The organism is Nostoc sp. (genome assembly GCF_036917575.1).
GTDB lineage: Bacteria > Cyanobacteriota > Cyanobacteriia > Cyanobacteriales > Nostocaceae > Nostoc.
In genome coordinates, this window is sequence record NZ_JBALDC010000074.1 from 104,126 (window position 1) to 117,397 (window position 13,272).

Consider the following 13,272-nt stretch of genomic DNA (forward strand, 5'->3'; position numbering starts at 1 on the left):
TTTTACTCTTGTTCTAACTTTGAATCATTTTTGCGTTTTCCATTCCCAGGTTTCGTAGGTATAGCCCAGTTTCCGGTGATTTAAAACGTCTATAGGGCGCACCAAATCGTCAGAGTTAAAAGTTGGTAATAGGGATAGTAAATTTCCTAACGCCGTAGCTTTCGGGTTAGACATACCGCCGTCCCAAGGCCACATTAGGTCTTTAAGATTGTGACCGTAAGGCTGACCATCAGCAGGATAAAAATCGCTACCTTGATGACCGTTGTCTTGCCATTCAGCCCAGAGGCGGTCTACGTTGGCATGATGCAACCAAAACACTGGGTCATAAGGCGAACTTGGTATATTGCCCATAGTCCCCAAACCCTTAAACTTTATGGGTGTCGTGCTTGCGTCTATTTGTACCCCACCGACTAAGCCATGAATGTAATTGTGAATGAATCCGCCGGGGGTGACTTTACCCTGCTCATCTATAGAGATAAATCCTTCCAAAGCAGGGCGAAATAGAGAATAGTTATTAAGACTCAGGGCACGCTCAACATCTTTTTTGGGCACAGGATAATCACTGGCAGGAGGCAGTCTTAGAAAGCGGACAAGTGATGTACCTAAAGATGTTCCGGTATCTGGGTCAATATTTAATGCTGGATTCATCACCCAGCCATTTGCAGCCGAAAAAGCCCCAGGCACAGCGCCGCCTGTAAAGTTTCCCTGATTTGGAATTTTGATGGTTACTCCTTGACCGTTGGAACCAAGAAAGTCATCATTAAAAATTACATCAAGTGCTTTGGGGTCTGTCCAATCCCAGTATGGGAGAGCAACAGTTGGGTCTACTGCTTGCAAAGCTTGTTCAAATCTGCGGATATATTCGCGATGCCAAGGGAAAAATGCGGCATTTTCATGAGCAAGTTCTTGGACGGAACCATCGGAATGTCCTTTATGATTATGAATCAAGCGTGTTGCCCCTAGATGTATGGCAACGAATTGGTCGTAAATACTGAGCTTGCTACCTGCGGGAATGATAGTTTTTAAGGTTTTGATAGCCTTGACAAAACCTGTTTTCTCTGCTGGTGTTAGCTCAGTTATGTTTTTTCTTACAGCTAGGTGAGCGTATTGTCCTGGAAAATTATAATCCCAATGGTATTTGTATTGTCCGCGATCAACGCGATCGTGGGCAAAGACTGTAAGCGCACAGGCACTAACTAGAAGTACGCTATAGATTAATATTTTGAAGGATTTCAGCAGTAGTTTCATTGTCTTAATCAAGGCAGGAGGCAGGAGGCAGGAGGCAGGAAGCAGGAGGCAGGGGGCAGGGGAGCAGAGGGGCAGAAAGAGAAATAATTGATAATATGGCGGTTCTCGTTTGAGTGCAGTACAGTTTTGACCTATCTCTAAATCTCTCTTTTAAGAGGCTACAGTTACATACAAGTCTGAAATAGCGATTAACCTTTTACCCCACCCTAACCCTCCCCTTGTAAAGGGGAGGGAACTAGATTTCTTTTTCCCCCCTTTCTAAGGGGGGATTAAGGGGGGTAGGTCTGTATTGAACTCAACTGCAAACCCCTATAATTGCCCACTCCCTAAATCTGCGGGTGAATTTATCCCACCTTTTGAAGAGATGGACTTTCGCGGCGATTTTCTGTAATGGCTGTTTTAAGTTCTTGACAAAATTCTTCTACGGCTTGCAATCCTTCAGTTGGGCTACCTTCGGCTAAACGTTTCACAAAGGCGCTACCAACAATTACTGCATCTGCTCCCCATTCCCTTACTTGATGTGCTTGTTCTGGTGCTGAGATGCCAAAACCAACGCCAATGGGTTTTTTGGTGACGCTTCGCAACTCGGTAATTAAATGCTCTACGCGGTCTTGGAGTTGAGTACGGATACCTGTAACTCCTGTAACGCTAACTAGGTAGATAAAACCTTGAGATTGACGCGCGATCGCTTCAATTCTATCTTGAGAACTGGTAGGAGCTACGAGTAAAATTACCTCAATTCCGAAAGATGCAGCAATTTTGATTAATTCTCCTGCTTCTTCTAAGGGTAAGTCTGGTACTACCAACCCTTGCACCCCAGCAGTGGCAATTTGCGCCAAAAACGACTTAATACCCCGGTACAAAATGGGATTGTAGTAAGTAAATAGAATTATCGGCGCTTTCAAACTAGGAACCACTATATGCAACATCTCTAGCACTTGCTCTAGTTTTGTACCTTTTTGCAAAGCGCGGGTTGCTGCTGCTTGAATCACAGGCCCATCTGCGAGAGGATCGGAGTAGGGAACGCCCAACTCGATAAAGTCAGCACCGTTACGATCTAAAATGCGTAAGGCTTCGGCGGTGGTTTCTAAGTCAGGATCGCCTGCTGTGATAAAGGGAATTAAAGCACACTGTTGGCGATCGCGTAAAATTTGAAAGGAATCAGAGATAGAGGTCATGCTGAAAAGTAGTTAATGATTGGTTAATAGTTTTGGAATATTAACACTTAGCAATTAGCGATGCCCATGCTAAATTGTTTTGTAAACGAGTCTTTGATACTCGTGAATGAGTCTTTGAACTCCATTAAAGAGTTTTTTAGCTTCATTAATGAGCCTTTGAACTCCATTAATGAGTCTTTGATACTCATTAATGAGTCTTTGAACTCCATTAATGAGTCTTTTAACTCCATTTTTGTAAATTACAGATTTTAGTAATTAGGTAACAGATTTAAGAAAGTTTCAAAATCTCACGCACAGCTTGTTCTACATTGCTTTGTTTGACTAAAGACTCTCCAATCAAAACCGCGCGCGCCCCAGCCTCAGCGACAAGAGATAAATCAGCAGGTGTATACAGTCCAGATTCGCTAACGACGGTGATATCTAAGCTTTGTAATTGTTGTTGACGCTCTGCTAAAAGTTGCTGGGTTGTTCCTAAATCAAGAGTAAAATCTTCTAAATTGCGATTGTTGATTCCTACTAAATGTAAGTTGTCAAGCTTTAGCACTCGATCCAGTTCAGCCAAGGTATGGACTTCTACTAATGCAGTCATGCCCAAATCATGAATTATTTGCAAAAAATCTTGGAGTTCTCGATCTGATAAAATGGCGGCAATCAACAATACCGCATCTGCGCCTGCTGTCCGTGCTAAATAAATTTGATAGCGATCGATGATAAACTCTTTGCACAGTAACGGTAATGCTACTTGTAATCGCACGCTCCGCAGATTATCAAAACTGCCTTGAAAGAACTTTTGGTCAGTCAGGACTGATAAACAAGCTGCACCGCCTCGTTCATAAGCTTGAGCAACAGCTATTGGATCAAAATCTGCGCGGATAATCCCTCGGCTAGGTGATGCTTTTTTTACCTCAGCAATTAAGCTCGGTTGGTTGGAATTTGACTGCAAAGCAGTCAAGAAATTTCGCACAGTCGGGGCTGCATTTAATTGTTGTCGCAAGGAGGCTAAGGGCAGTTCTTGCTGCATTTTTGCAACTTCTTGCCTTTTGTACAACACAATATCTTCGAGAATATGGCGGGAAGGGGCAACTTGCTTAGTCATAAACTGCTAATGGTAGTGGAAAAGGGGAAATAACTAATTATTCTTGCATTCTTGTTATTCTCGTTTCTCGTTTCTCGTTCCCTGGAATCTGGAAACGAGGCAAATACCAATGACCAATGACTAATGACCAATGACCAATGATTCAACCTGCGTATATGTACGCACAACATTTTTAATGATTTCCAAACCGACTTCTCCGGCTAAAGTCATGATTGATTCTGGATGAAATTGAACGGCGGCGATGGGAAGTGTCTGGTGTTCAATGCCCATAATTACGTCGTCATCAGAAATCGCTGTTACTTTCAGTTCTTTTGGCAAACGTTGCGGTAGGGCAAACAATGAGTGATATCTACCCACTGTAAAGGATTCGGGTAAGTTTTTGAAGGTGACAGAATTAGAATCGGTGACAAAAATCCGTGAAGATTTACCATGTTGAGGATAGTTGAGAACTCCCAACTCGCCATCAAAAGCTTCAACAATACCTTGCAATCCTAAACAAACTCCGAAAATAGGAATTTTACGATGCAAAAGGGCGCCAACAGTCTGGGGAACTCCAAAATCACTTGGTCTACCAGGCCCAGGAGATAAAACAACTAAGTCAGGGCGTTCTGTATCGAATAGCGATTCTGAAAAACCATGACGGAGTGTAGTGACACTTGCACCAGTTTGGCGAATGTAATTAGCTAGGGTATGAACAAAGGAGTCTTCGTAGTCTATTAATAAGATGCGTTTGCCAGCTTTTACACCTGGAATTTGATTACTTAATTTTAGAGAACTAGATTCATCAACTTTCTGACTCGTTTGCTTTACACGCCGAATCGTTTCAAATAAAGCAGCAGCTTTAGTAATTGTTTCTTGTTCTTCTGCTGAGGGTATAGAGTCATAAAGCACTGTAGCGCCAACTCGTACTTCGGCGATGCAATCTTTTAATCGAATTGTCCGCAGAATTAAGCCAGTGTTTAAATTCCCATTGAAATTTAAGTAGCCAACTGCTCCACCATACCAACGTCGGGCGCTCTTTTCGTGCTGTTCAATAAAATCTATTGCTGCCCTTTTGGGTGCGCCGGTGACTGTAACTGCCCATGTATGCGAAAGAAAAGCATCTAAAGCATCAAATTGCGATCGCAGAGTACCCTCAACATGATCTACTGTATGTATTAGGTGGCTGTATAATTCAATTTGGCGACGACCAATCACTTGTACTGAACCAGGTTCGCAGATTCGGGATTTGTCATTGCGATCGACATCAGTACACATGGTTAACTCAGCTTCATCTTTGTGAGAGTTGAGTAACTGACGAATTTGCACCGCATCATCAAGAGCATCTTGTCCCCGGCTAATAGTGCCACTAATTGGACAAGTTTCTACCCGTTTACCTTCAACCCGCACAAACATTTCTGGAGATGCACCAATTATATATTCGCCACCTAAATTAAAAATAAATCCATAAGGACTAGGATTTATTTCTTTTAAGGTGTTAAATAGTTTGCTGGGTTGGTCTTCATAGCCTTCAAAAAAGTTTTGACTAGGAACAACTTCAAATAAATCGCCTCGGCGGAAATAATCGAGCGCAACCTCAACTTTTTTCCCATATTCGCCTATTTTATGGTCAGCAGTTTGATCCGGTAGAAGATGTTTGCCGCGATAATCTACAGACTCACCAGTTCTAGCAAGATTTTTCGTGCTGCCATACGCTGTCTCAAAATCATATTCTAGACGAAATGCACATTGTTGATAATAGTCAACAACAATCAATTCATCAGGCAGATAAAGTACTAAATCGCGTTGATCTGTAGGACGTTCCAGACGTTGGTTAATTGGTTCAAACTGAAAAACTAAGTCATAACCAAAAGCACCATACAAGCCTAAATGCTCATCTTCTTGACTGGAAAAAGTATATAGAATTTCGCGGACAACTGTAAATGATGAAGGCTGTTTACTGCGTTCTTCCTCAGTAAATAGTTCTTTTGAAGGTTTAATAAAGCCGACAATATTGTTATTATCTTGGGTGACTTTCTCAAGTTGCTCTGACTGGGATAGCCGCTCTAACAAAAATGGTAAAAGTACTTGACCGCGTTCATTCAACGCTATCAAAGTAAAAGCGTTTTCCTGTGTAGTCAATTCTAACGGTGGATTGACAAATCCGATTGCCCATCTTTTGTATCTGCCTGGATATTCGTAGCTACTCCTTAGCAGACCTCCACGCTGAGAATTTAAATGGAACAGAATATCTTCGAGGGCAGTGTCCATCTTAACTTCAGTGATGGAGCGATAAATACTTACACCGCCAATGGTTTTGTAAGAATGGGAATCAAAAATCATGATTAATTTCTCTGAAATAGTTATTAGTCAATTATCAATAAGTAACTATTGATTATTAGTAGTTGTTTTTAAAGCAATAGCAAACTTAGATAATGTGCTGTAAATCTAAATCAACTTATTTTAATTCCTATATTCTTTCTTGAAAATGTCATAAAACTTTTTTTGCTTCTTATTTAAGAATACTAGATATCAAGCAGATAATATATTGAATAATTTTTCGATTAGGTGTCAATTTCTTCGCTTTTTATACTGCTTTTCTAGTACATTTATCAACAAGCCGATTTAAAAACCTCTACCTCCCCCAAAAGTAGTAAATAATCTGATAAAACCTCTGTATTTTTCTGCGCTTCCCTTAACGTACCAACCCTACGAAAAGACGTTCGCGTAGCGTCTCGTAGAGAAGCGCCTTATGCGTTTAAAAATTCCCCTTCACTTCCTGCAACAGCGAAATTGCTTCCTTATACAAAGCCAAATTCACCTCATGAACCTCAATACTTTTTCCAATCCTTTGTAACAGTGTCAAAGTCAACTCTCCCCCCAAATGTTCGCGAAATTCAGTCAAACCCCAAAACAAACAGTGAGGATCTTCCAATTGTGATAAATTCTTAGCCAGTTCTGGTACATACAACGTGAAACCCAACGCCGATAAAGTATTTAATATCCGTTCCCACTGTGAAGAATCTAGCAGCCCTACCAAATAAGAATAGGTGCTATCCAAAGCAATACCGATCGCAACTGCTTCACCATGACGCAAGCGATAATTTGTCAAATGCTCCAGTTTATGAGCCGCCCAATGTCCAAAATCCAGGGGACGAGACGAACCCATTTCAAAAGGATCGCCGCCATTGGCAATATGTTCTAAATGCAGCTGGGCGCAACGATAGATAACCTGTTGCATAGTGTCCATATCTCGCCGCTTCAGGGCTGCGGTGTGAGAGTGGATAAAATCAAAAAAGCTAGCATCCTTAATCAGCGCCACTTTGACTGCTTCTGCAATTCCAGAACGCCAATCGCGATCGTCTAGAGTTGTCAAGAACGTAGAGTCATTTATAACTGCATAAGGTGGCGCAAATGTGCCGAGAAAGTTCTTTTTACCAAAGGCGTTGATGCCGTTTTTTACGCCAACCCCAGAATCATTTTGCGCCAACACCGTTGTTGGAACCCGAATTAGGCGAATTCCCCGGTGAGCAGTTGCGGCTGCATATCCTACCAAATCCAACATCGCCCCGCCGCCGATCGCTAATATGTAAGAGTGGCGACATAATCCGGCGGCTTCAATTAGTTGCTGGATTTGCTCTACTAGAGTGGGATCGTTTTTGGCAGCTTCTCCTCCCGAAATTATCATCGGTTCAGATGCGATCGCTAGTACCTCTCCATAAAACTTGGTATACGCGACTAATTGTTTCACCAATTCCGGTTGATACTTTAATATCCCGGCATCTACCACTGCAACTACTCTCTTCGGCTTAGTCTCCCCATCTGCTGCAATCACTTGCGCTAGTGTGGGATTTTTCAAATCAAATAAATTTTGGGTGAAGTGAACCTCGTAGTTAAAAGTAACCGAAACACGTTGATTAATTAATCTACTATTTTGCTTGCTGTTAACTATCATGTTTTTTATTTATCTGCATCTTTGGTTGGAAATCTCGTTAGATAGCCGCTTTAACAGTTGTGTTTAAAGGCTGTAAAAAAGTGTTAGTTTTATCTTAAAAAAAGCTTTTAACCTTTTCAAACTCTTGAATTAATGCGTCTCTATCTTTCATCGTTACCAGTCTTGCCAAACTGCTGTAAGTATCAGCTAAAAATCTAATTGCATCACACCGTTCTTCTGTAGCTAGCATAATATCTACACATAAGTGAGGATTTTGGTAAAACAAACGTTTAACAATATCAATTTCTTGACGATAGTTAGGAGTTGACATTGTTAAAGTCTGCTCTATATCAATTTTTGCTTCTGCTAAAAAAACACCAAGACTAAATCTACAGAAATGTTGGGTTGCTTGAATAATCACCATCATCCGATCGTGTTCTTCAGGGGTGCAAGCAACTAACTCGGCTCCTTGACTTTTAAAAAAGTCTAAAAACCATTGAAATGAATCATCGTTTCGACCTGGACACACTACTACTTTTTGTCCAAAAAACGATTTGATATTTGGCCCAAACATTGGATGTAAACCTATGACTGGTCCGGAATGATGTTCGAGCATCGCCTGAGTTGGCTGTACTTTAATACTTGTGATGTCACACAAAGCGGTATTTGGGGCAAGGTATTTAGCTGCACGCTTGATAACATCAACTGTATGTTCAATCGGAACGCTTACTAATACTAATTCTGCTTGACTTAACAGTTGATCGGCATATTCCCAATCATCATGTTCCAGAACGCTAACATTATTACCTACTAGCGAAAGTTGCTCTTTAAATAATTTTCCCATCCTGCCGCACCCACCGATGATCGTAATTTGTCGGTGACTAACATGATTTGTTGCAGATTTAGGAATTAGAGTAGTATGACAACTATTTACTACACCAGCCCAAACAGACTCAGGAATACCAGCTTGGGCGAGTAGGGGAGCGACATCAGCCAATTGTTCATCTAAAGAAGGTTGTTCTAATGCTGCTAATAATGATATGCGATCGCTCAATAAAGCGATCAAACTTTGGTCAGTTTTTTTAAGTCGATCTGAATAAGAGGATTTCAAAGACATTTTTCTTGTCCCCAATTTTCAAATATCAACAAGTGATTCTTTAGAACTCATTTCGGGCAAGATATCCAAAGTTGTTGCTTCTTTTGCAATCACATCAAAAAATAACTCTTCATACCGATTTAGCGCTTGCTCAAAGGAATAGTTTTCTACCGCAAACTTTCTTCCTTTTCTGCCTAATTGCGCTGCTAATTCTGGCTGATTATATAGATGTAATACCGCAACAGCCAAAGCATCTGCTGACTCTGGCTCAACGATAATGCCGCCACCGCTTTCTTTGATAGCTTTGGCAGCAGTACCAGCGGCGGGAACTGAACCAACAATTGGGCGACCACTAGCTAACAGCAGTGGTATTTTAGAAGGCATATTGAAAGAAATCACATTGCTCTTTTGCACAATCAACCCCACATCTGCGCCTGCCAACATTTGCGGTAGTTTTTCTCGCGGTTGCAATGGTAAAAGCAAAACGTTATCTGCACCACAAGTAAGACAATGTTTTTGTAACCTTTCTAGAGCTTGAGATTCACCTGCTATGACAAAAACAATTTCTTTTAGATGACGCAACCGAGCTGCTGCTTCTATTACTGTCTCCAAACCTTGCGTCAGAGCAATATTACCTGAATATAACACTACAAATTTATCATCAAGTTGATGGCTAGCTCTCCACGAGTTATTCTTCTTCGGTAAAGGGCGGATAAAATTTAGATTTACCCAATTTGGAATGCAGGCAATTTTATTAGCCGATACATCTTTATTTATTAAATTATCTACAAAGCCATCGGCAATCACGCTAATTGTATGTGCAGTTCGGTAGGCAAATTTCTCTAAAGCCTCCAGAGCTTGAATCATCAACTTATTTTTAATTAGCCCAACACGCACGGCAGCTTCCGGGAGAATATCTTGCACATTCAGCACTATTGGGCAATTGTATAGCCAAGCTATTAAGGTTGCAGGTAAGCAAACTAGTAGCGGCGGCACTGTTAAGAGAATTACATCAGGTCGCCCACCTCTAATAGCTTGTGGCAAACTTGTAAAGACAAAGCTCAATTCTAGCAGTAGCCTGTCTACAAGGTTAGGTTTGGACTTAATCCGCAGGTAACTACGCCTAATGGTGACACCATTTTTCTGTTCAGTAACGTATAACTTCCCTCGATACTCATCGTAAATCTCACGCTGAGGATAGTTTGGCATACCTGTGATTACCCGCACTTGATGCCCTCGCTTTACCAGCCCTTCTGCTAGTTCAGTCATCAAAGGTGCAATACCAATTGGCTCTGGATGATAATTATATGAATAAATCAGAATGTGCATGAGCTGTTAATGTCCTGGAAGCACCTTGATAATGTTGGCTTTATTGTGTTATCCAGTTTTTATCTCCCTTGTTTTGGATTTAATAACCTGAAATTTTCGTAGGGGAGCTAGTAGTCTGCCAACCCAAAGATGCGCTTTTTCGGGCTGGGGAAAGGGGAAAGGGAAAAGGGTAAGGGATTTAAAACCTTTCCCCCTGCCCCTTATCCCCAGAGGGGACCCCACCTTCCCCCTTACCCAATAAAGAGCTTTCGTCACGAAAGCGAACTACTAGTGCGTTGCCAAGATAAGTCTGAGCGGAGGTTTCCTTTGATCAAAACTTCGGGAGGTTTCCGACGCTCGAGTACTCGCTTTAAGCGTTCGCGTAGCGTCTCCAAGAGTTGCCATGCCGTTGGTGTTCGCGAAGCGTCTTTGTCAGGGCCTCTCGTTCGCGTAGCGTCTCCCCTTGGGAGAAGAGAAGGCTTTACACTGTGCTATCCGTTGTAGCAACTGGCGTTGTGTTACCGCGAAGCATAACGCACCAAAATTTTTGAGATGGTGCATTATGCCCTTGGCTAACGCACTTACCAAACTGTTACTTAAGCATCAGAACTTAGCACTGTTTTTGTAATTCCTTCTCCAAACTGAAGACAGGCTTTTGTTGTCCGCGTTTGCGCAATGTGACGGTAGCAGCCCCAAATCCAAGTAATGCTAAACCCAATGCTGAACTAGGTTCCGGTACTTTCCTTCTGCCTTCTACGTTTAACACTTGGACGCGACCTTGGAAGAAATCGCCCACATAAAGCTTGTCACCTTTAAGGGTTGTCCCACCCGTCCAGTTAAATCTGCCTGGTGTGAGGTCGAGAGGATTGCCAAAAGGAGGGCCAGTTAATGCTGGAGGTGGGACTGGGTTACCTGATGCATCTAGGGCTGGTGAGCCATACGATGTGAGGAACTTACCGTTTTTATCAAATACCTGAACGCGGCTGTTGATAGAATCAGCTACATAAACATTTTCTTGGTCGTCCACTTCGATGCCAATTGGCTGAAGAAGCTGTCCGGGTCCGCTACCTGCTGAACCAAATGTGTACAGAGGTTTACCATTTGGATCGAGTACTTTAACGCGGTTGTTGTACTGGTCAGCTAAAAAGATATTTCCACTGACTGGGGAAATTCTTATACCTGCTACACCTTGAGTTTCTCCAAGTCCAGTGCCCACAGTGCCACCAATCACACCAATTTGCTTTCCGTCAGGTGTGAATTTAAGGATTCTTTCGCCGTTGAAATCACCAATGTACACGTTGCCAGTTTTGTCAAATGTCACACCGGATGGCCCAAAGAAAAGCCTACCTGGTATGAGACCAGTAAATTCTCCATTTGCAAAGGATCTAATAAAGTTACCCTGAGAATCGAATTGATTGATGCGGTTGTTGTAAACATCACCTGCATACAAATCCCCTGTTACGGGATTAAAGTCTACAGTTGTTGGCTCGTCAAACTGTCCGGGGCCTGTGCCGCCGGAGCCAATTGCTCCAATATACTGACCGCTTGGACTAAATTTTTCAATTTTGTCACCGAGGTTGTAGTTAGGAGTACCATCCGGGTTAACACCGCGTCCGTTAGATATAAGGGTATTCCCTTGGCTATCCACCGCTATGCCCTGAGGAACAAACAGTTGCCCAGGGCCGAAGCCTGGTTCGCCGATACTTCTGTCGAAAGTTAATGTTACAGCTTTGGCTTGGGCTACTGTTGCCACCACCATAAATCCAGTACCGAGAATACCGATTGATAAATTTTTGACTAACCCCATGAGTTTGAAGTCCTGGTTGTATGAGTTATACTCTTTCCTAGACTAATTTTGTTCCCTGTCCTAGTTTGGGAACCTTGAAATTCGGGCTGCTGCCTCTTGTTTGAAATGCAACTTTCTGTGTGAGGCAGCAGCCTATTCTGTAAGCATTGCCAGATCAGGAATTAGACAGTCTCTGCTTTGGCTAACAACTCTTCACCCAACTTTTCTGGGCGTTTGCGCTTGGCGATCGCAGCAGTTGCGCCTACACCAGCAAGTGCTAGTAAACCGACTACTGAACTAGATTCAGGGATTTTTTCGACAGCGATACCATCCACCCGAACAACCTCTCCTCGTCCTGGGCCGACACCGCGATTAGTAATATAAATCTTGCCATCAGGGCCAATATCAATTCCATCAGCCGAATCTAGCCCTTGACCTGCGGCAACGAGTGTTGTGCGAGTGCCGTCAGGAGCAACTTCGATCAAAGAACCAGGTAGATTTGTGATGTCACCCCCTAACTGGGACTTGTCGCTGAACTGTAAAACCAGCAAATCGCCTTTTTTATCAAAGGTTAGGTCAGTGATGTGCGTAAACCCATCCAGAAAAACTTCTGGTTTGAGATCGTCGCCGATGCGGAAAATCCGTGATTTACCTTCTGGATAAGGGAAACCTGTATATTCACCAACGTATAAAGCTCCATCGGGGCCAATTGCGCCACCTGTGGGTACTGCTTGAATTGCTGTTTTTCCTCCTGGAAGTTGCTCTAATAGCCCAGGAGGTAATTGTAATCCTGGTGGCAAGTCGGAGTTACTAATGATGTTTTTCGGAATTGCGATCGCCTCTGACTTGCTTCCATCAAGTTTAATTTTGTAAGCAGTGTTCCCACCCCCATCAATCACATAAGCATTATCACCATTAACAGTCAGGTCATAGGGATTGGTTACTACATCCCCTTTATCTGGATTTTTGGTGATTTCATTCTTGGCAAAGTCAAAAATACTGGTGAGAGCTCCCGTGTTCAAGTCAACTTTAGACAGTTGTGCTAGAAGCGGTGTATTCAAAACTTTATCAGGTTTTGATGGTGGGAAAGTTGCAAGTTGCTGTGGTGGGAGTGGGGATTGCGAACCAAGGTTAAGTGTTGCTAGATCGCGGTTTCCTGGATAACCAGCAAAGCCAGTCAGCAGATAAGCATTTCCTTTAGAGTCGAATTGTATGTCTTGAATGCCAGCACCTTGATTACCAGTGGGTTGCTCTGCTAAAGACTCAAAGTTCTTAAGTAGACGCTGTTTTGTGCCGTTTGGTGAAACTTTGACTAATGAACCAGTGTTACCAGCACAGATAGGCTGAAACAGGGTACTCGGAGATGGTTGACAATTTCCGTTTCCGCCGATACCTGGCTCTGCTACGTAGAGACTACCGTCAGGGCCAAAGCTAACACCCCGGGCATTACTAACTCCATCGACAACAGTTGTTAATGTTGCAGCTTGTGCAGATAGTGTTCCACAAATAGCGGTAAAACAAAATGTAAGAGATGTAAGAGCAAATGATTTGAGTTTCATACCTTTGGAAATTGAGAGTTAAGTAATTTGTTTGTGGAAACTTTTATGGTTATTAAAGACAAAGAATCTTAGTCTTCAAAAAATGCAG

9 protein-coding genes are annotated in these 13,272 nt (G+C 42.5%); all 9 read right to left on the bottom strand.

Features of this window, described 5'->3' with window-relative positions; genetic code table 11:
* Positions 1-24: 24 nt before the first annotated feature.
* The 9 genes from V7K79_RS22590 to V7K79_RS22630 all read right to left on the bottom strand — a co-directional run bounded on the left by V7K79_RS22590 (position 25) and on the right by V7K79_RS22630 (position 13,184).
* The gene (locus V7K79_RS22590) at positions 25-1,248 is read right to left on the bottom strand and encodes a tyrosinase family protein (RefSeq protein ID WP_335050605.1); all 1,224 of its coding nucleotides are present in this window, start codon (positions 1,246-1,248) and stop codon (positions 25-27) included.
* Between the two features lie 344 nt (positions 1,249-1,592).
* Entirely contained in the window at positions 1,593-2,426 is an 834-nt protein-coding gene (gene trpA, locus V7K79_RS22595; protein ID WP_335050607.1) for a tryptophan synthase subunit alpha, read from the bottom strand.
* A gap of 268 nt (positions 2,427-2,694) precedes the next feature.
* A complete protein-coding gene (gene trpC / locus V7K79_RS22600; protein ID WP_335050609.1) occupies positions 2,695-3,522 on the bottom strand; it encodes an indole-3-glycerol phosphate synthase TrpC in 828 nt (275 codons plus the stop codon).
* A 120-nt stretch (positions 3,523-3,642) separates the two neighbouring features.
* Positions 3,643-5,844 carry an anthranilate synthase gene (locus V7K79_RS22605; RefSeq protein WP_335050610.1) on the bottom strand — a complete coding sequence of 734 codons (2,202 nt, stop codon included), beginning with the start codon at positions 5,842-5,844 and terminating at the stop codon, positions 3,643-3,645.
* 415 nt (positions 5,845-6,259) lie between these two features.
* Positions 6,260-7,456, bottom strand: a complete 1,197-nt coding sequence (locus tag V7K79_RS22610; RefSeq protein ID WP_335050612.1) for a 3-dehydroquinate synthase — start codon at positions 7,454-7,456, stop codon at positions 6,260-6,262.
* Between the two features lie 94 nt (positions 7,457-7,550).
* Entirely contained in the window at positions 7,551-8,552 is a 1,002-nt protein-coding gene (gene tyrA, locus V7K79_RS22615; RefSeq protein ID WP_335050614.1) for a bifunctional chorismate mutase/prephenate dehydrogenase, read from the bottom strand.
* Between the two features lie 18 nt (positions 8,553-8,570).
* Positions 8,571-9,860, bottom strand: a complete 1,290-nt coding sequence (locus V7K79_RS22620) for a glycosyltransferase family 4 protein (protein WP_335050616.1) — start codon at positions 9,858-9,860, stop codon at positions 8,571-8,573.
* Positions 9,861-10,449: 589 nt separating this feature from the next.
* A complete protein-coding gene (gene scyF, locus V7K79_RS22625; RefSeq protein ID WP_335050618.1) occupies positions 10,450-11,646 on the bottom strand; it encodes a scytonemin biosynthesis PEP-CTERM protein ScyF in 1,197 nt (398 codons plus the stop codon).
* 161 nt (positions 11,647-11,807) lie between these two features.
* Positions 11,808-13,184, bottom strand: a complete 1,377-nt coding sequence (locus tag V7K79_RS22630; protein ID WP_335050620.1) for a ScyD/ScyE family protein — start codon at positions 13,182-13,184, stop codon at positions 11,808-11,810.
* Positions 13,185-13,272 lie beyond the last annotated feature (88 nt).